The sequence below is a fragment of the Enterococcus gilvus ATCC BAA-350 genome (genome assembly GCF_000407545.1).
In the GTDB taxonomy this organism is placed as follows: domain Bacteria; phylum Bacillota; class Bacilli; order Lactobacillales; family Enterococcaceae; genus Enterococcus_A; species Enterococcus_A gilvus.
The window spans coordinates 322,003-339,949 of sequence record NZ_ASWH01000002.1 but is presented as its reverse complement, the minus strand read 5'-3'; the positions used below and the strand labels follow the sequence as shown (position 1 = coordinate 339,949).

Below are 17,947 nucleotides of genomic sequence, written 5' to 3'. Positions count from 1 at the left end.
AATCCTAATAATTTATGCTATATTATTAGTCAAGACAAGAAGGGTATGATGACAAAAATGTATACGCTATCTTTTATTTTTCCAAACAAACTTGAAGCTCTTACAGGACACACTTACGAAGAATGGGTGAATGAATTTTCTTCTTATTACAAATTCATAGATTATGACAAAGGTGGTAAACACGTAGACTGTATTATTAGCCCAAAATCGTTCGGAAGGCACTTCACACAAGAACAGATTCCTAGATTGTTAAGGATTGAAAATGAGCTATTCAAAACTGCCAATTTTGATGAAATCCGTTCACAAGTTGCCAAATTCATCCAAGATAATTCTTATAAAGACAAATGAATACTTGTTTTTTTTATTTATAAGATGATTTATTAGTCTTTTTATTAAATCTATTTTCTTATTCCTTTAAATATTGCTTGTGGTAAAATAATGAGCAGAAGGTGAATATACTATGCCCATTGAATTAGAACGAGCTCTCAAATTGAGAAAAATACACTTAGAAAAAGGCGATCCAGTCTGTAATCATGAGTATGAAAAAGAATTTTTTAATGGTATTCCTACTGGAGATTACGCTTGTAAAAAATGCGGTCAGTCTATCTCTAAGTCTTCTTACATTAAAATAATGAAGGTGAGAGAATCACTCGATTAGCTCAGTGGTTCTCTTTAATACGCTGAGTTCTCGGAACTATTTCATAAACACCAACCAATGGGTTTTACTTCGTTTATTACCAAACAACGGTTGCTCTCCGATCGCTTTCAATACATCAGAAAGAAGAATTTGATCCTCGTTCCATTTGAAGATTAATGATCCTGAAGGCCGCAGAACTCTCATGCATTCGGCGAAACCTTGTCGAATGTCTTCTGGCCAAAGTTCATCTAGTCGTCCATATTTCTTTGCTAACCAAGAACTTTCACCTGCATGAATAAGGTGTGGTGGGTCGAAAACCACCATGTCGAACTCACTATCTTCAAAAGGCATATCCCGAAAATCAGCAACAATATCTGGATCAACATTGATTACGTGGCCTGTTGGCAGCTCTTCATAATACTGACGGCAATCCATAAAAGTTACATCTGGATTTTCCTTATCAAACCAGAACATCCGACTACCACAACAAGCATCTAATATTTTGGGCAAGCCAGTTCCTCCTTTTAAAAATCATTTAGAATACTTCGCATAAGATCACTTTCAATCTGACCTAATCGCTTCATCCGACTCAAATGCATTTCGGCGTAGTCGTATCTATCAATTGGAAAGAACGGATTCGTATCAAAGGCTCTCAGTAACGATCTGAGCCCATCCGTCGTTTCCGATGGCAGATTGTATTTGTCAGGGCTATTGAGGATTTCCTCTAATTTATTCATTCCCATCAACCTTTCCGACTTGATAGGCGTGGTTACTTGATATTTTTATTCTCTTCTTAAGAGAATATTCTTTACGTATTCAAATCTTGATGATACTTTTTTCTCGTGCCATCAAGACCGCAAAGAAATTTCTCTCATGGCACCTCTTAACGGAAAACAAGTTTTATTCATGGCAGCGCGCGGTCCGCTGCCTATTTCCGTTATACCCGTCATTTGCCGAACTATTCGTATTCAACATCAGTGTCATATGGATTAAAGACTACGTTCACATGCTCATTGAGATGCTTCTCATCAGATTCGCTCAACCAATACGGCTTTTCACCATCTCTGAGAGGTGTGCCTATGCCTTCAATAAACGTCGCATTGTTATGGACAATGTTGTAAGCGATATGTTCGGCTAACTGTTCCAAATCATAAAAGTCATAGAAAAACTCTCTAAATTCTTCAAACCATTCATCGGTAAAATATGATTCATCAAGTTCCACTTTTACTTTATCTCGTCTAGTCATTTAAATTTTCAATGTCTTCATTTTTTCCTCCTTCATATCCTCCATTTATTGACTTAAGTATTTTCTAAGGCTCTCAAGCCCTTTACCTCTTTTTTTAGTTTCCCGATCGATCCAAGTTCCTGTTGTGCCCCAATAATCAATGATTCCTTTTTTGGTCTCGATAGCGAATTGATGATTATTAGGATAATGTTTGAAGTCATAACCGAGTTTTTCTATATTTCTACTAGCAGAGTTTCCCATTTGCTGCACATGTTTCTGCCTACGTTCTTTGAGATACGGCTTAACATCTCGCCAATAATTTCCCATATCTCCCAATTAGATTCCTCCTCTGTATTCTCCGCTTACGGAATTAATTCCCATTGATTCGTCTTTTGGTTAAATCCTATTTTTTCTAAATCAACATTTTGAATGAAGTTATAAATCAGATGTGTCAAATCTAGATATCCTGTACACTCCTTCTCACAGAAGTTAAGAAACTCATACATTGATGGTGAAAATCTTTCCGGTACATATGCCCAAGCGTTTATCGCGCAAAGCAAATAGTTTATTTCCTCTCTATGGTTTTTTGTGTCTGTAATTAAAACGTATTCCAATTCATCGCCGCCGCAACGACTTTCGACTACATCGAACTTATTAAGCTCATTTTTAAGCATTTCATCCATTTTTCTTTTTCCTTTCCTACGTGATAGCCCCATTAACCAAAGCTTACATTTACAAAGTAATTTGCTAGGTTTATTATTAGCATTAATGGGGGAATTAATAATGAAAAAAATATGCTTTGTATTAAACTTTTGCTCCGGGTTAAACTATGCTTCAATGTTTGCCGGACCAACGTACAAAAATAACGATAGTCTTAAAAATTATTTTTCTAATTATTACGATGTTTCAACAAATTACCTTAGAGATGAAGATCTTGTTGATTATTTGATAGTCCCAAAGCCATTACCTAGTTTTTGTAATAAAAATCACCTTCCAATAATTGAGGTCCCAGCTAATTTTTTTTGGAAAAAGGATTTTGAAAAAATTAAGATTTATATCGATAATTATTTGGCTAATAACTGTAGCTAATAGTCTTAAAGACTGTACTATCAATTTTCCTGCTTGATAGTACAATTATTAAATATTTATTTTTTTAAATTAAACTTTTAATGGAGGTGATATTTTGTCGCTGTTTGTTTTATATACTTTTTCCATAGCAATAATTGGAATTGGGTTAGGTTTTTACTTTGTTAAGAAAATCCGTACAAAAAAATAGAAGAATTTAATTTTTTTCAGTGGTAGCCCGGTTTACAAAACTTTTTTATAGACATATTGAAAGAGGTGATATCATGTTCAATAGTAAAGAAAAAACTTTTCACTGTAACAATTGTGGAAAATTAATTTTGACCGATGAATTAGTTTGGACAAAATGGAGATTCCCTGCAAAATCAGGTTCATCTCAGTTGAAAGCAAGAAAAGAACTTGAATTTGAAAATGCGCCAATTATTTGTGAAACATGTTCAAAAAAAATCATTAAAATGTCCTTTCAATGATTAATAATTACAAATGGGAAGTGGCGACTAATTGCTACTTCTTATTTTCGTAAATTAATTAGTAATCCTCTTTTAATATTTTAAGTTGATTAACTTCAAGTTCAGGCTCCATGTTACGAATGACAGAATTTATTAACTGCTCTTTCATCTCCATGATTATCACCCTTTCAAAGGTCAGCTCACATACATATCGAATTGTTTTTCTACTTCCTCCCGAATTACTTCCATAGGCTTTGAAATGGTTATAAACCAATCATTTGCTGCTAGAATTTCGCTAATAATTTGCTCTTTGGGCGTATAAATTTTATAGTTCTCAGGCATAGATTTGATAAACAAGCGTACTTGTCGATCAATTCTCCGACGCTCCCACATTTTCATGAACACTTCAACTCCTTGACGCGATCTCTTCCGCTTTCGGTCATCCGGATAGTTCTGAAAGCTCCTGGTTCAATTTTTAATAGGTTCATAGCTTTCAATTGCCAGAGATAGGCGCTGACAGTTGAAGTGGAAGGGATTCCTGTGTTTCTTGATATTTGCCGAATCGTCGGTGGATAATCATGTTCTTTTATAAAGTTGTCGATATAGAGTAGGACCATCTCTAAGCGTTGGCTATTCATTTTACTCATAAGCGAGCCTCTTTTCTCTTGCTTGTTGGCATATTGAAAGGGTAGTGAACAAATCCATATCTGGTCTTTTTTGCTAAGACAATCACTATGCCTAGCTCTCTAGCGATCATCTTGGCTTTCAAGCGGAAATCCTTTGTCTCAACGCCTTTTACATCCACAAGACGAACGATTTCCCCTCGGTGATAAAAAGAGTAATCAGCGACGTACTGCGTCTTTTTAATTGCCCACTCGTTTAGCTTTAAAGTCGGCAGAATATCAATGCGATCCTGAAGTTTCAGCTCATATACATACTCTTTCGCGTAGGCAACGGCGATAGGATAATACTCAGCCTCAGCGATTGAATCGAACCAATGACCGTACCGATAAACTTTTTTGTTGCCGTATTTGGTTCGTTTGCGAATAGTCATGCGCTCACTCCCTGTTTAAACTGAAGCTCATAGAGCCTATCTATGCCCTTGTTTCTCCAAAACTTGTAGGAATTATCCTTCAAGCTCCAAAACTCGTTTTGGCCTGGATATAAAGCCAAATAGAGCATGATCATAAATTTTTTAAATTGCCAAGTTTCGTCAGCGTTGTTTGGTATTTTTTTCAATGAGTCCAAACAGCCTGCCATAATCTTTTGGTATTTCGCTGGTAGGTAATCAACAATTTTCGTTGCTAATTCAACATCACTAATATCCGTATCAATCATTTGGTGTCACTCCTAAGTCAATTAGTTTTTGTCTTGCTAGCGCAGAGGCATCTGCTTCTGTTTTCGGGTTCGCTATGTGATCCGGCAACTGTTCAACACGTCCTTTAGCTTGCTTTTGAGTCTTCTTGCTGTACTTGCCTACTAAGTGATTTTTGACTTTTTCCGGCGTATCAAGCTTCAACTCTTCCCAATTTTTCAATATCTTGTTGAGATAGTTATAATTGCGAGCATCATGTTCAAGCATATCGTTGATAGCTAGAATAACTATCTCGTCTTGTCCTCCAAAGTCATTGACCCAGTATTCGATTGATTGTCGAACGAAAGGTGCTTCTGCTGGATTCACTTGATTCAGCCAGTAAGTCACCGCACTATTTTTTGAATATTTAGACTTATTTGATTCAGAAGCATCAGTCAAGTTAGTGTCTAGTTTAGGTATAGTACTAGTAAGATCTTTATGTTCTACCGTTTGTGATACAGGTTGCACAACCTTCTGTGATACTTCTTGTAAACCAGCTGTGTTACTGTTGGTAAACCGTTTGTTATACAAGCAGGTAATTTTGTACTGTGGTTTATCGGAATTCTTCTTCCCTTGTCTGTATTCTATGAGGTTCAATTGAGTCAGACTATTACGAGCTTTAGCTAATCCTGGAATAGAAAGCCCTGTAAGATCGGTGAGCGCCGAATTTTTCAAAGGAAACCAGTCATCTAATTTGTCTTCATCGTTCGCATAGTCTAATAACTCGCGATACAGATTATTTTGACCAATTGAGATATCGATTTCGTTTTGTTTCAATTTACGGTACTCTCGTCTTTGTTTAAAATAGTCCAAAATGCAACCTCCTTTCTATCTAATGAAGTAAATCCTCTATTTCAATGAATCCACTCAATTTCTTCTTATTCCTGCAATACTCACATCTCCCACAAGATGTAGGTGCTTCTTCACCCATTTTTACTTTTAAAATATGTGGAAGCTTCTCTTCTATTGTGTATCTTTCGAAATCGTATCTTGCTGGATAAATCTCCAGTGCTGCGATATCAGGAGGAGACTCCTTAGTGACTGCGAAAATATAAGGAACAATCTCTTTGTCGAATTTTTTCTCCAACAACTGTTTGTACACATACATCTGTGTGATGTATCCATATTCTTCAGCAAAAGATACATAACCACCATAACGATCAGAACAGTAACGCTGCGAAAGACTACGAGTAGTTTTGAGATCGACAAAATATCCTTTATCGTAGTTAAAACAATCGATCCGCGCCTTCCATTCCGTACCAAATAATTCACCGGTTAAAATGACTTCCTTTTCACCTTGATAAACAAAGTTGAAGAAGTCGTCATATTCCAACGCTTCAATCATATCTACAGCTTGAACAAACTCTGATCGCTCCGATCCATTCTTCTTATAAATGGATGAATGATTCTCGTTGATGAATTCACTGTGTGCCTCCTCTGATTCAAAGTAGGAATGAACATAATTTCCAACTAATAGTGCAATGGGATTTGATATAGGCAACCATTCTTCTTTAAGTTTTGCTAATGCGGCAGCCTCGCATTTCATAAAATCTTTGAATTGACTGACTGACATATACTGCCAGTCAGCTTCATTGCTATAATAGTTCTTCTTGTTGAGGTCCATTGTTATCATCTGCCTTTGATTTCACTGAGGTATTGCCAATGGGTTTTTCTTTCTTATCGGCTTCATTTGGTTTATTGGTATTTTTCTGATTTGAAAAGTCTTTTTCGATGGTTGAGGCTGCCTTTTTCTCTTTAGTTGGAGTATCAAACCAGTCTTCAATTTCACTCATGCCATCTTTTAGCGAATTATAGATGTTTTTTAGATCGACTCCGTTTCTTTCGGTAAATGCTGTAGCTTTGTAACCGAACCGATTTTCGATCATCTCCTGCGTGACATTGAAGTTTTCCTTGAATAAACTAAACATAGCTGACAGACGATCTTGTAAAGGCGCTCCGTTCGATCCTTGCATTGTTTTTTGACACTCCACTACAGCGGATTCCGTTACATCTCCTGGTATGATTCCTAAAATGCAAGATCGTAGCCTTCGTGCCCCGTTATTCGCTACCGTTTCATAAATATCTCGAGGGTCAGTTAGGTTCTTAATACCTTTTTTAGAATGGCGAATATGCTTAACTGTAAAAACTTTTTCTTCGCGTGTATTTGTCTCCAAATCCCAAGCATATGCCATGGCTACAGATTCGCCCGGACGTTGTTCAAGCTCTTTGATTCCAAAGGAAATATTCCCCCAATTTTGAGCTACAACTTCTGCCAAACGAATAGATGGGCCACTAACCATCTGACCGCCACGAGGATAGTTGTATACGGCTGTTTCTGCTAACGATTGACGCTTACACGCATCTAAAATTCTACGTTCCGAATCAAATGGGTTTCGTGGAAATTGTTTAGCCATGAAAATCTGACCTTTTACTTCTTCCATCTCTCGGCTAGCGCTCATGTTGGCCATAACGCCATTGCCTTGATTGGATTGTTGTTGCATTGCAAATTCATTAGACAAATCTTTACTCATCTTTCTTCTCCTCCAACTTCAATCCGCAAATTGAACAAAATTTGTGATCCTCTTTGATACGTTCATTTCCACATCTTGGGCATTCTCTACTCACGATCTAGCGCCCCCTCTAATTTCTTTTGAAGATACTCTCTGCCTTCTATAGCAAAGCTGTAATCCTGGTACTCAATACCAACGTCATCAATCAATTCAACATAATTATCGATTGTTACGTATTTTGCGAACGTAATCGTGGTTAAGCAGTCTTTGCTAATCTTTCGTTTCTTAAAGACTACTTTCATTACCAAATCATCTGGTAGTACCTGTGAACCAAAATCATCCAAGTTATAGTCATAATCAACTTCTGCAGCCTCCGTACTCCTTGGATTGATATTCGTGAATACTCGGTTATCAGGATCTGATATTGCTACATCTCGATTAAACATGATATAATCCTCCTAGAATGTTATTCCATTGGGGACTTACTTTTGCTTGCCGGCTAGTAAGTCTCTTTTTTTGTTCTCTCTTCATATTCTTTCTCGTCGTAAATCATAGTAGTTGGGATTAAAACGCTTGCTGTTGCTATGCAAATGATCATTACTAAAACTTTTAACGATTGGATCGAGCTGAGTTTCAACATCAGTATTAGTCCGGCAACAAAGGATATTCCAAATCCACGAATAATTTTTATTTTCTTCATGCTTGCGCCTCCTACTGGCCCAACTCGTTTACTTTTTGTTGGCTCAAATTTGCTAATTCCGCCATGCGTGCGTCTTTTTGTGCTGAATCATTTTGAGCGTTAGATAGTTCATTACGCAGCTTATCCGCCTCTTGCTGTTTCTGCGTGATTTCCTGTTGCTTAGATTCGACTTCACGTTGTTTGGCTTCGATTTCAGACTGCTTCGCATTGACCTCATTTTGTTTGTTTGCCAATTGCTGTTTCAGGCTGTCTAGTTGATCTTGCAGATTCTTTTGTTGCCCAGTCGTTTGATCAAGTTTGCTTTGAACGTCTGCTGCCTTCTGTTTATTCTGCGTAGCAATGTTAGCCAGTTTGTAGATGTTCTATTCAACAGTTGTTGCGTTATCGAAGAAACCAACGCCTACGGCGAATCCTACAGTTGATCCTAGAAACAATGCAGCGGTAACTCCTAGTGCGATTTTTTTATTTTTCATGCTTATGCTCCTATCTTTTCCATTTTTAGAAATTCATCAGGCTTAATTTTTCGAGTAAGCAATCTATTGTATGATTCAAAATCTTGATACAGATCATACAAATCAGTTTCAATGATTACTTCCTGACTCGTTGGCCGTTTGTAAGCCTTACAAAAAAAATCTGTATTTTTTAATTTAGAAATTCTTCGCTGATAAGTTGATTCAGAATATCCATACTTCTTTTTGAAATCTGCTTTACTTAATCGCGCCATTCTAATCATTCCTTTCTCTTGACTCCCCCATCTTGACGACCTCTCTGGAATTAAAACCGTATCGATCACAAGCAGAAGTGAAAACCGCTATTTCAGAAGAAATCTCATCCACTAGTTCGAGTAGCCAATCTTTTATTTCGTTTCGTTCAATTGACGTTAAATCAGCATTTGGTATTGAAAGTAAATCCCATATCTCAAATTTCTTCTCAATTTCAATACGTTCCATTTCTTCTTTGTCTTGTCCGACCATTTTTGAGAGTGGATGATCATCTCGACGCTTTCTGTTAAGTGGTCTCGGCGTATAAAACATTTCTGCTGCTGCTTCAAAGTCTAAGTTAGGCGATTGAAGATACTCAGCCATGTCGATTACTCCATCTAGCCCCATTCGACGTCGCCCATTCAATTTGTGGCTTATATTTTGAGGAGAGTCATTCATGTCTATTGCCATGGCTCTTTGGTTAATTGATTGACGGTCTACCTCGTTTCTAAAAATTGTCGCTATTCGTTTTTCATTCATTGAAACGACCATTTTCATCACTCCTTTGTATTCAGTTGTCAATTTTCATAGCAGTTTAACTACCATAAAATGTAGTTATGAAACAAGTTGAGGCTCACTTTCGAATTGCCATTTTGAATTGATAAAATCGAAAATGTCTTGTGCTTGTTCATCCGTCGATAAAAACAAGATATGCATTTCATCAATACTATTCGTCTCAGAAAAAAGCGAACCTTCGATTCCTGGTTCGACATCAAACTTACGTTGAATAGCAGGAATCAGCATTTTAATGTATTGATTCAAGAATCGTGTATCGATTGATGTTCGAATCACTTGTGGCTTGTCTTTCATTTTTTTCACCTCCTTGTCGGGCTTTGTTAAACTTTTTGTTTAGCTTTTTTCGCTCAAAAAATCATAAATAGATACGTTCAAAATATCAGCAACCCGTACTGCTACATCAAGCTTTAAATTAGTGTTACCATATTCAATGTTTGCATAAGCTTGAGAAGAAGAAAAACCTAGTCTCTTTGCAATATATGCTTGAGTAACTCCTTTTTCTTTTCGAATACTACGCATTTTTAAATGAGCATCATTTGCTATTTCCAAATTTCTCACCACCCTTCTTAAACTATTTGTTTAACTTATGAATAAAGTATAACTAAACGTTCCGTTTAATTCAAGCGATTTATTCACTTTTTGTTTAACTTTTTAAATAAATGGTTTAATTGGTTTATACTAACTTAAACGAGGTGATTAAATGAAAACTTCTGACAATCGAACCCCTCTTGCAAAGCGCCTAGAAGTGCTAAGGGAGCAGAACGGGTGGACAAAAACTCTGGTAGCTAATAAATTAGGTTTAAAAAATATGGCTACATACGCCAATTGGGAATACGGAACTAGGGAACCAGATTTACAATCATTAAAAGATTTGGCTTCTATCTATAATGTAAGTGTTGACTTTCTAGTTGCTGGAAAATCAGAATCCAACAATACTAAATACACCGAAGCAGATCTTGACAGAATGCTTGATAATGCCATGAGCTTTGATGGCGAACCAATCACTGATCATGACAGAGAGATTATCCGAGCTTACTTGAAAGGTAAATACGGCAAATAAAATGAGGTGCTCATAATGGAAGAAGTTAAAGCACTTCTCGAAAAGTACGGCATTATTTTAGTGTTTTCCGATTTAAACAAGCCTGGATGTTACATTTCAGAAATTAGAACAATGTTTGTTTCTTCAGATCTGAATGATTTTGAAAAAATAAAAGTAATTCTACATGAAGCTGGGCATGGATTTTTACATGATGATCTGGTAGGTATTTATAAAATGAATGAGTTTCATTCAAAGATGGAATATCAGGCTGATTGTTTTATGATTACTGAACTTGTTAAAATTTATATTTCGCTTACCGACATAGATATCCATCAGTTTAACTACATGCAATTTATAGAACAAAATGATCTCGATCTTGCTTATGAAGATTTAATAAAACAAATTGCGTTTGACTACGCATATCAAGAGTCATTCGGGTAATAAGTTTAGGCGACTATCACTACCTTCCATAAGTGGGAGTATATTATTAATATTTTGTAATTAGGAGGTATTTATGAATACAGTGTTTACGTTGATATTTATTGTTGGTTGTATCGGTACATGGTATTTCATTAAAAAGAAACAAAACAAAAAGAATCGGAATATCTCGATCGGGTTAATTGTACTTTCAATACTTTTAATGAGTATCTTCCCCACGTCTGATTCAAAAGAGTCTGCAAAATCTTCTGATAAAGATACCAAGAGTTCAACAAAAATTAGCTCAAAAAACGAAGCCCTTGCGTTAACAGTTCCAAAGGAAGTCTTATCGAATGATGACGGTCTTATCTCAATAAAAGGAAACACTTCTCCTCATGCAGAAGTGACAATCGGTATGGGGGTTGTTGGAGATAAGACTACCGCTAATAAATCGGGAGATTTTGAATTAAGTTATGACATGGATTTTCAAGATGAAACAACCTTAACAATCAATTCAAGATTAGATGGAAATTCTAAAAGTTCAAAAGTGAAGGTAAAAATGAACGAAACAGCTTTAGCGAAATTGGAACAAAAAGAAGCTGAGACTTCAAAAATTGAAGAATCCAAAGCGGCTGAGAAAAAAAGAATCAAGGAAAGTAAAGAAGCACAAAATAATACAATGAGCAGTAGTTCTGAAAACAATGAGGACAGCGATATAACAAAATTAGCAGATGGAGCAACTAGCGGACAGGCAGATATTCTAAACGAACTAGCATTACAGCAATTCGACAAATCCTATCCATATAAAGGTAGCAAACTTCATATCGTTTTAGGAAGAATACAAGACTGGACTCAGAAAGACGGAAAATGGTTTGCTAAATTTGATGCAACAATAGTTAATGCGTTTGATGCAGAAAGAAAAACAAATGTTGAGGTTACCATAGAGCCAGCAACAGCTTCTAGCGGTTATGTCTCGTTCTTAGATTACTAATTTGTTAAGGAGATTAATCATGAAAAAATTTAGTGTTGTATTGTTGGTTTGCTCTATCGTTCTCTTGTCAGCTTGTTCTAGTGGCAAGAAGGCTGAGTCGACAGACTCGACAAGAACCAATCTTACATCAAGTAGTTCGAGTCAAAAAAAAGAGACAATAAATTTAGAGTCCATTTTAAATAAGTTCAAAAAAGATAGTTTAGCAGTTGATGGAGCTAGATCCATGACTAAAGAAGATTTTGGTATGGCTCCTATGTATGCTAAAGAAGCTAAGATATTCGGCATTCAAAAAGACGATTCAGGCGAATTTATGAATGCGCGAATTTTCTTATTTGAAAAAGAGAAAGATCTGACTAAAACAAAGGATTACTATGAAGATCTTGGCAAAGCGTCGGCTATGGCTTTCTCATATACTGCAGCAAATGAAAAGAAATTGATCCTTATGCAATTCAATGGAGATTTGTCACAGGGCCTTGTTCAAAAGTATGCTGATTCTGCTGGATTGAAGCTTACTCCTTCAAATTTTGCATCATCAGCTGATTCAAATACTCAAAATTCTACGGGTTCCTCAACCTCCTCTTCAAATACAGTAAATGAAGAAAGTTATGAGGAAATGAAGCAACGGACTCTTAAATCAACACCAGCTGATCGGACAAACTGGTCAAATAAAGAATGGGAAGCATTTGGAATGGCACTAAGCGAGAATGGCTTGGCAATGGATGATAATGGAAATATTCTTTCTCAGGCTCAGAAAGAACAACTAGATGCGGAGAGACAAAATTCCGAGCAACAAACTGAAGTTCAGGGTGGTCACGGTGCGCCGAAAGTTGTCACATCCGAAGCACAAGCTGTTGAAATCGCTCAGAGTCAGTTTGGAGACAACGGTGGTGCCTGGACATGGGGTCCTATGGGTGAAGTTGAGGATGGTTATTTTGTTAAAGCAATCGATCCGAATGATGGAACCATGACGCACACAGCCAAGAGTGTGGTTGTCCATTATGATGGATCGGTGACAGAAAACTAAAGAAATATCCTAACCAGGCAGACTTTTTCTTGGTCATTTTTTCTAAGGGAGATTCAAATGTTTGAAGATTATAGCATGAGAATAACACTCAGTACCCTTCTTTTTTTATATGGTTTAGGACTCATTGTTTGGGCACTATGGGTATGGAAAAAGAAGAACAAAAAAGAACGATTGATATTTTTTTGTGGTTTAGGGTTGATAGTTATTAGTATTATAACTGCTTTTTTAAAGCTTTTACCTTAGTTCATAACCTAGTCCTAGTTAGATGATTAACCAGAAACTATCTCACGAGGTATGGATAGATAGTTGAAATGAATTAAATGGAGGATATAAATGGGAAATTTGCTATTACTTGTAGGGTTTTTTGGATTTATTTTTGGTGTTTTAAGATTAATTAGAGCTTTTTTCAAAAAGTCCCCAAAGAAACCTGAGCTTTTCATTATTCTTGGAACTTTTATAGTTTTTATCGCAGGTGGCATGTTAACAGAACCATCTGAACATAAGACAGCAGAAACAACTATTAGTACCACTCAGCCAAATAAGATGAAAAGTAAATCTGCTTCAAGCTCGTCCAAAGAAAAGGAAGATAAGAAAAAATCAACAGATGAAAAGAACAAGCAAAAACAGGCACTAATTTCTTTTGATAATCGAATGAAACAAGATAACACTACTCTTGCAAATTTAGATTATAGTAGCACCCAAACAATTGAAGTAAATGACAACAACCCTATTTTTTCTGAGGATGATCTATCGTTAGCAAACAAAGCATGGGAAAAATATGGCGATCTTGATCAACTCAACCGTGCGACAACTGCAGAAGCTATGTTAAATCAATCGTTAATGCCTACAGCTAAACGTGGAGATATTTCTAATGTTAAACCTACAGGGTGGCATAATAAGAAAATCAACAAAGGATATCTTTACAATCGATCTCATTTGATTGGGTATGCCCTTTCTGGTGAAAACGATAATTGGAAAAACCTTATAACTGGAACAGCTCAATTGAACAATCCTGAGATGCTTCGTTTTGAAATGGATATCAAGTACTATCTTGAAAAAAGTAAAGATAACTATGTCCGGTACTCAGTAACACCTGTCTTCCGTGGTGATGAGCTTCTAGCACGTGGCGTTCACTTGATGGCTCAATCAATTAAATCTGACGATATCAAATTTAATGTTTATATTTTCAATGTACAAGATGATGTTACTTTGAATTATTCAGATGGAACAAGTAAAACTAAAAACGAAATTGAAGCAGCACAACGAAAAGAAGAAGAACGAAAAAATGCAGAAATAAAAGCACAACAAGCCGCAGAAGAGCAGCAGCGAGTTGAAGCTCAAAAACAAGCAGAAGAACAACAACGAATTGAAGCGCAGAAGCAAGCAGAAGCCGCTCAGAGCGAAGCCAGAGCTCAACAAGCTGCTCCTACTCCTGCTCAAACAAATGGGTCAGAATACGTGGATGCCAACGGAAACGGATTAATCAAAGGTTCTAACAACGGAATATATCACGTTCCAGGGAGCAGATACTATGATAAAACAACAAATCCAGCAGCTTGGTTTAAAACAGTTGATGAAGCTGAAAGAGCCGGATATCGCGCTCCTAGAAACTAGTACTGCCTTCCCACCTAACTCTGCAAGTTCGATTAGATCCAAAAAGAAAGAAGGTGAATCGAAATGTCAGATGAAGAAATTAGAAAAGCTGCTCACGATGTAGCAATTATTTATATGGGAAAAGTGGACTTGGATCACAAGTCTGCCAAGCAAGTAGCTAACTACTATGTGCAAGCGAAAAAAGACATTGAAAAAGTCTTACGAGAAAAAGGCTAGCTCCACCCTCCCCGCCTGGCGACGCCGGTTCGATTCCGGTTCGGGGAATTGATTTTTTAATAGTATTTTCGTAAAATATTTTTCGGCAGAAAAAGGGAGGAATAAAGATGACTGGAACTATCATTTCGTTCTTGAATATGAAGGGTGGAGTTGGCAAAACAGCTTTATGTAAAGAAATTGGGTATTCATTAGCAAAGGATGGCTATAAAGTATTATTTATTGATGTAGATCCTCAATCTAATTTGACACAATCAGTTTTTTCAAAACACGGATATATGAGTACATCTCTATATGAAGAATTACCAGAATCTGAAAAAGAAAAAGATAAAAGGAGAAGAAAACACAAGATTAAAACAACAAGTAAGTCTATAAGTCAACTATTTGTTGATAGTGCTCGCCAACCTAAGCCTGACGAGGTAATTTTAAAGCTTCCTATGTATCATATTATTCCTGGTGAATTAACAACCATTTTTATTGAGAACACTCTCGGCGGTGCTGGTAAAGAGAATGCTCTGGACAATTATATCTTAAATAATAAGCTATCAAATTTTTATGATTATATACTAATAGACTGCCCTCCCACATATTCCTACTATACTACTGCTGCTCTCAACGCCAGTGACTATTATATTGTTCCTGTAGGAGTTGATGCATATTCTATTCTTGGTATTTCTCTACTAGAAGAAGTTGTTGAAAAAGTGAAACTCACGGATGCTAGAAAATATCAAACTAAAACTCTAAGAAATATGGGGATTATTTTCAATCCGTTCAATTTTTTTAAGGAGGAACGTGCGTCATCAATTATTAATTCGATAAAATCAAATGTAAAACTCAAGAAATACAATTTGTATTTCTTTGATGAGGTGTTTGAATATAACAACGCGTTAAAAAAGAAAGCAAATTACTTCATCTTGGATTATAATAATACCAAAAGCTTAGCTAACCTTAGCAATTTGACCGAGGAGTTTAAGCAAAGAATAAAAATACTGGAAGGAGAGTAAGAGAATGATTTCTGATAAATTACTAGTCAATGAAATTTTGAAACTAGACTCAAGAAAAAACATAGACAAACTTCGTTTGACTATGTATGGTCTTTTAACGTCATTGATTCTCTCAAAAGACTTATTCCCTCATAACCCTGATCTTCGCCCATTTATTGATTCTATTGGGCTAAACTATTTGAAAGATTATCTTTTCAAAAATAGAACGGCGCTTCTAGCTAAAGTCTCAAGAGAAATCGAAAATATGAATGATGAGCAATTGAAAAATCTTACAATAAAATTGAAAACTTTATTTAAAGGCGAAGTAAAAACGAATAATAACAATTCAGATCTCAATGACATCATTAGTAGGTTTAGTCGGTGAGCCAAATAAATAATAACTTTTTCTTAGATGATTACAAATTATTTGTAGCAGACAATTTCCCTAACTCATCAATAATAAAAGAATTTAATAATCCTACTTTTTTTGAGACGTATAAACTAATTCAAAAAATAATTTTTCATACAGATCTTTGTATTGATGTTGCACAAACTCAAGGAGATCAGAATTTCTTAAAAGAAATTAGAAATTCTTATTTTGAGCTTCTTTATATCTTACCTCTTCATGATGATTTTATTTCGTCCTCAGTATTTCGCGGATTAGCAGAATCTGTTATTAGATTTATTGTATATCATGAAAAAAAGGATACTCTTGAGTATTCTTCTGTCAAAGGATTTTCCTATACTACATTGAAAGAGTATTATACTGATCCTGAAAATGTAAATCTTTATAAAATACAAACGGATATTCAAGTGTATTTCAATCTATTTAAAGTAAAATCACAAATTATTCATGATCCCTTAGCTAATATCGGTTCTTTCTTCTATCTCAATAATTTTATTGAATCTAATTCTCATCAATACTTTAGAGACCTATCAAAGCAATTAAAATTATTATGGAAGTTTCATCGAAAGACGATGGGACCATTGATTGGCATTAATTACAATCAGATATCACTTGGTAATAAATCGAAAATTCAAAGACTGTTCACTCCTTCAGAAATAGATGATATTTATATTACCTAGCCTTCGGGCTTTTCTTTTAACATCAAAAAGAACATACGTTTGTATTTTTCAAGTGTATTCATATACTCTTTGCCTTTCTATTCATGGCTTTAAATCAACAAGTGGTTTTTTTGTATTAATCAATGAAATAAATATACAAGGCGGTTTATTATGTGGATCGAAGAAATTCAAAATTCTAAAGGAAAAAAAGTTTATAAGTATTGCGATCGATATTTTGACCCGAAAACGAGAACAAGGAAAAAAGTTTCGGTTACAATGGCTAATAAAACTCGAGATACAAAAAAAGAGGCTCAGAAGTTATTGGATGAAAAAATCGATCGACGGTTAAATCAGAAACCGTTGAGAAAACCTACCCTGACTTTTCAAGACTTGGTCGATGAGTGGCTCCCCTATTACAAAAAACAAGTAAAAGAAGCTACCTATGTAACTACAAAATATGCGTTTAATACTTTTAAAAATAATTTGCCATATAACTGGTTGGTATCCACTATAACCCCATCAGATTTAGTTGAAGTGCTCGAGAAGTTGTTATACTCAGAAAATCTAGCAAACAACTATATATCGATGATGAAAGGGAAGCTGAATAAATTATTTTCCTATGCTGCTAAGCATCATTATATTGAAATTAATCCCATCCCCCAAGTTGTTGTAGAACGAAAACGAGATGAGCGCTCCGGGAAAATAAAAGATAAGTTTCTTGAGGAAGATGAATATAAACGTTTAGTTGAATATGTTGATCAACACAATAAACGATATTCATTATTATTCCAATGGCTATATTATACTGGAATGAGACCCGGGGAAGCTCTTGCTCTAGACAAGAATGATGTTTATAAAAAGAGTGATGAAACATATCATGTTAATATCTCTGGGACTATGCTCGATAAAAGAAGAGTAAAATACATGAAGAAATCTAACTCGACAAAAAGTAATGCTGGAATGAGAGAAATAGATATCCCTGAAAACGCTATAGCTATTTACAAGGAACTTATAAAAATGAATCCGAACGGTCATTTTCTATTTCAAACGTCTCAGGGTACACCATTCTTGAACTCTTCCCTCAATACTTACTTGAGAAACCATAAAGCGAAGATGAGAATTGACAAACCAGTTAGCTTGCATATTTTCAGACATACTCATATCTCCAAACTCGCAGAACTAGGAGTTCCTCTATATGTAATACAAGATCGCGTTGGCCATGAACATAGCGGTATCACAGAAAAAATATATACACATGTTACCAAGAATGCAAAAAAAGTTTTGAAGGACAATTTAGAAAAATTGTAGAACCTTGCCCCTTTTTTGCCCCTTTTCTATATAAAGATAGATTTATTAGCATGCATTA

34 protein-coding genes are annotated in these 17,947 nt (G+C 35.6%); 15 read left to right on the top strand and 19 right to left on the bottom strand.

The genetic code is table 11. The annotated features are described in order from the left end of the window. The first annotated feature begins 48 nt into the window (after positions 1–48). Together I592_RS16700 and I592_RS16695 are read left to right on the top strand one after the other, a co-directional pair. The gene (locus tag I592_RS16700) at positions 49–348 is read left to right on the top strand and encodes a hypothetical protein (protein ID WP_010778497.1); all 300 of its coding nucleotides are present in this window, start codon (positions 49–51) and stop codon (positions 346–348) included. Positions 349–460: 112 nt separating this feature from the next. Beyond that, positions 461–658, top strand: a complete 198-nt coding sequence (locus tag I592_RS16695; protein WP_010778498.1) for a hypothetical protein — start codon at positions 461–463, stop codon at positions 656–658. 36 nt (positions 659–694) lie between these two features. On the opposite strand, the gene I592_RS16690 is transcribed toward I592_RS16695, so the two are convergent. The 5 genes from I592_RS16690 to I592_RS16670 form a co-directional block, all read right to left on the bottom strand. After that, entirely contained in the window at positions 695–1,147 is a 453-nt protein-coding gene (locus I592_RS16690) for a class I SAM-dependent methyltransferase (protein WP_010778499.1), read from the bottom strand. Between the two features lie 14 nt (positions 1,148–1,161). Beyond that, on the bottom strand, positions 1,162–1,374 hold the full coding sequence (locus tag I592_RS16685) for a hypothetical protein (protein ID WP_044926702.1): 213 nt from the start codon (positions 1,372–1,374) through the stop codon (positions 1,162–1,164). 221 nt (positions 1,375–1,595) lie between these two features. Then, entirely contained in the window at positions 1,596–1,883 is a 288-nt protein-coding gene (locus tag I592_RS16680) for a hypothetical protein (RefSeq protein ID WP_010778501.1), read from the bottom strand. Positions 1,884–1,928: 45 nt separating this feature from the next. Further along, positions 1,929–2,189 carry a hypothetical protein gene (locus tag I592_RS16675; RefSeq protein ID WP_244265223.1) on the bottom strand — a complete coding sequence of 87 codons (261 nt, stop codon included), beginning with the start codon at positions 2,187–2,189 and terminating at the stop codon, positions 1,929–1,931. Between the two features lie 35 nt (positions 2,190–2,224). Next, the gene (locus I592_RS16670; RefSeq protein ID WP_010778503.1) at positions 2,225–2,545 is read right to left on the bottom strand and encodes a hypothetical protein; all 321 of its coding nucleotides are present in this window, start codon (positions 2,543–2,545) and stop codon (positions 2,225–2,227) included. Between the two features lie 100 nt (positions 2,546–2,645). Between I592_RS16670 and I592_RS16665 the strand changes: the two genes are divergently transcribed. Both I592_RS16665 and I592_RS16660 read left to right on the top strand, forming a co-directional pair. Then, positions 2,646–2,951 carry a hypothetical protein gene (locus I592_RS16665; protein ID WP_010778504.1) on the top strand — a complete coding sequence of 102 codons (306 nt, stop codon included), beginning with the start codon at positions 2,646–2,648 and terminating at the stop codon, positions 2,949–2,951. 260 nt (positions 2,952–3,211) lie between these two features. Further along, positions 3,212–3,415: a hypothetical protein gene (locus I592_RS16660; RefSeq protein WP_010778505.1), complete on the top strand. Its 204-nt coding sequence runs from the start codon at positions 3,212–3,214 to the stop codon at positions 3,413–3,415. Positions 3,416–3,589: 174 nt separating this feature from the next. Here I592_RS16660 and I592_RS16655 read toward each other — a convergent pair whose 3' ends face one another. From I592_RS16655 to I592_RS16590, 14 genes are all read right to left on the bottom strand, one after another. Continuing rightward, complete coding sequence (locus I592_RS16655; RefSeq protein ID WP_010778506.1) at positions 3,590–3,793, bottom strand: hypothetical protein; 204 nt, start codon at positions 3,791–3,793, stop codon at positions 3,590–3,592. Continuing rightward, complete coding sequence (locus tag I592_RS16650; protein WP_010778507.1) at positions 3,790–4,041, bottom strand: LexA family protein; 252 nt, start codon at positions 4,039–4,041, stop codon at positions 3,790–3,792. The genes I592_RS16655 and I592_RS16650 overlap by 4 nt, the downstream gene beginning before the upstream one ends. Beyond that, complete coding sequence (locus I592_RS16645; protein ID WP_010778508.1) at positions 4,038–4,448, bottom strand: DUF1064 domain-containing protein; 411 nt, start codon at positions 4,446–4,448, stop codon at positions 4,038–4,040. The genes I592_RS16650 and I592_RS16645 overlap by 4 nt, the downstream gene beginning before the upstream one ends. Beyond that, a complete protein-coding gene (locus I592_RS16640) occupies positions 4,445–4,732 on the bottom strand; it encodes a hypothetical protein (RefSeq protein WP_010778509.1) in 288 nt (95 codons plus the stop codon). The genes I592_RS16645 and I592_RS16640 overlap by 4 nt, the downstream gene beginning before the upstream one ends. Next, positions 4,725–5,561, bottom strand: coding sequence for a DnaD domain-containing protein (locus I592_RS16635; protein WP_010778510.1), 837 nt, complete (start codon positions 5,559–5,561; stop codon positions 4,725–4,727). The genes I592_RS16640 and I592_RS16635 overlap by 8 nt, the downstream gene beginning before the upstream one ends. A gap of 19 nt (positions 5,562–5,580) precedes the next feature. Next, the gene (locus tag I592_RS16630) at positions 5,581–6,381 is read right to left on the bottom strand and encodes a PD-(D/E)XK nuclease-like domain-containing protein (RefSeq protein ID WP_049944364.1); all 801 of its coding nucleotides are present in this window, start codon (positions 6,379–6,381) and stop codon (positions 5,581–5,583) included. Then, on the bottom strand, positions 6,344–7,279 hold the full coding sequence (locus I592_RS16625; protein WP_010778512.1) for a hypothetical protein: 936 nt from the start codon (positions 7,277–7,279) through the stop codon (positions 6,344–6,346). Before I592_RS16625 ends, I592_RS16630 begins: the two co-directional genes overlap by 38 nt. Positions 7,280–7,365: 86 nt before the next feature. Further along, a complete protein-coding gene (locus I592_RS16620) occupies positions 7,366–7,704 on the bottom strand; it encodes a hypothetical protein (protein ID WP_010778513.1) in 339 nt (112 codons plus the stop codon). Between the two features lie 53 nt (positions 7,705–7,757). Further along, positions 7,758–7,958, bottom strand: a complete 201-nt coding sequence (locus tag I592_RS16615; protein WP_010778514.1) for a hypothetical protein — start codon at positions 7,956–7,958, stop codon at positions 7,758–7,760. An 11-nt stretch (positions 7,959–7,969) separates the two neighbouring features. Next, the gene (locus I592_RS22060; RefSeq protein WP_010778515.1) at positions 7,970–8,191 is read right to left on the bottom strand and encodes a hypothetical protein; all 222 of its coding nucleotides are present in this window, start codon (positions 8,189–8,191) and stop codon (positions 7,970–7,972) included. 242 nt (positions 8,192–8,433) lie between these two features. Further along, on the bottom strand, positions 8,434–8,682 hold the full coding sequence (locus tag I592_RS16605) for a hypothetical protein (RefSeq protein WP_010778517.1): 249 nt from the start codon (positions 8,680–8,682) through the stop codon (positions 8,434–8,436). A gap of 1 nt (position 8,683) precedes the next feature. Continuing rightward, positions 8,684–9,211: a hypothetical protein gene (locus tag I592_RS16600; protein ID WP_010778518.1), complete on the bottom strand. Its 528-nt coding sequence runs from the start codon at positions 9,209–9,211 to the stop codon at positions 8,684–8,686. Positions 9,212–9,274: 63 nt separating this feature from the next. Continuing rightward, on the bottom strand, positions 9,275–9,529 hold the full coding sequence (locus tag I592_RS16595) for a hypothetical protein (RefSeq protein ID WP_010778519.1): 255 nt from the start codon (positions 9,527–9,529) through the stop codon (positions 9,275–9,277). A gap of 39 nt (positions 9,530–9,568) precedes the next feature. Continuing rightward, a complete protein-coding gene (locus I592_RS16590) occupies positions 9,569–9,784 on the bottom strand; it encodes a helix-turn-helix transcriptional regulator (RefSeq protein ID WP_010778520.1) in 216 nt (71 codons plus the stop codon). 151 nt (positions 9,785–9,935) lie between these two features. Here I592_RS16590 and I592_RS16585 point away from each other — a divergent pair, with 151 nt between their 5' ends. The 11 genes from I592_RS16585 (at position 9,936) to I592_RS16540 (ending at position 17,889) form a co-directional block, all read left to right on the top strand. Next, positions 9,936–10,295 carry a helix-turn-helix domain-containing protein gene (locus tag I592_RS16585; RefSeq protein WP_010778521.1) on the top strand — a complete coding sequence of 120 codons (360 nt, stop codon included), beginning with the start codon at positions 9,936–9,938 and terminating at the stop codon, positions 10,293–10,295. Between the two features lie 15 nt (positions 10,296–10,310). Then, complete coding sequence (locus I592_RS16580) at positions 10,311–10,715, top strand: ImmA/IrrE family metallo-endopeptidase (protein WP_010778522.1); 405 nt, start codon at positions 10,311–10,313, stop codon at positions 10,713–10,715. A 73-nt stretch (positions 10,716–10,788) separates the two neighbouring features. Next, complete coding sequence (locus tag I592_RS16575) at positions 10,789–11,682, top strand: YPYG domain-containing protein (protein WP_010778523.1); 894 nt, start codon at positions 10,789–10,791, stop codon at positions 11,680–11,682. Positions 11,683–11,701: 19 nt separating this feature from the next. Further along, positions 11,702–12,706, top strand: a complete 1,005-nt coding sequence (locus tag I592_RS16570; RefSeq protein WP_010778524.1) for a hypothetical protein — start codon at positions 11,702–11,704, stop codon at positions 12,704–12,706. 57 nt (positions 12,707–12,763) lie between these two features. Further along, positions 12,764–12,949, top strand: a complete 186-nt coding sequence (locus tag I592_RS16565) for a hypothetical protein (RefSeq protein ID WP_010778525.1) — start codon at positions 12,764–12,766, stop codon at positions 12,947–12,949. Between the two features lie 90 nt (positions 12,950–13,039). Beyond that, positions 13,040–14,320 (top strand): DNA/RNA non-specific endonuclease, encoded by a 1,281-nt coding sequence (locus I592_RS16560; protein ID WP_010778526.1) that lies wholly within the window; start codon positions 13,040–13,042, stop codon positions 14,318–14,320. Between the two features lie 63 nt (positions 14,321–14,383). Continuing rightward, positions 14,384–14,536, top strand: a complete 153-nt coding sequence (locus I592_RS21735; RefSeq protein WP_010778527.1) for a hypothetical protein — start codon at positions 14,384–14,386, stop codon at positions 14,534–14,536. Positions 14,537–14,643: 107 nt separating this feature from the next. Next, positions 14,644–15,537 (top strand): ParA family protein, encoded by an 894-nt coding sequence (locus tag I592_RS16555; protein ID WP_010778528.1) that lies wholly within the window; start codon positions 14,644–14,646, stop codon positions 15,535–15,537. A gap of 4 nt (positions 15,538–15,541) precedes the next feature. Further along, on the top strand, positions 15,542–15,901 hold the full coding sequence (locus tag I592_RS16550; RefSeq protein WP_010778529.1) for a hypothetical protein: 360 nt from the start codon (positions 15,542–15,544) through the stop codon (positions 15,899–15,901). Continuing rightward, positions 15,898–16,602: a hypothetical protein gene (locus I592_RS16545; RefSeq protein ID WP_010778530.1), complete on the top strand. Its 705-nt coding sequence runs from the start codon at positions 15,898–15,900 to the stop codon at positions 16,600–16,602. Before I592_RS16550 ends, I592_RS16545 begins: the two co-directional genes overlap by 4 nt. Positions 16,603–16,752: 150 nt before the next feature. Then, positions 16,753–17,889: a tyrosine-type recombinase/integrase gene (locus tag I592_RS16540; protein WP_010778531.1), complete on the top strand. Its 1,137-nt coding sequence runs from the start codon at positions 16,753–16,755 to the stop codon at positions 17,887–17,889. Positions 17,890–17,947 lie beyond the last annotated feature (58 nt).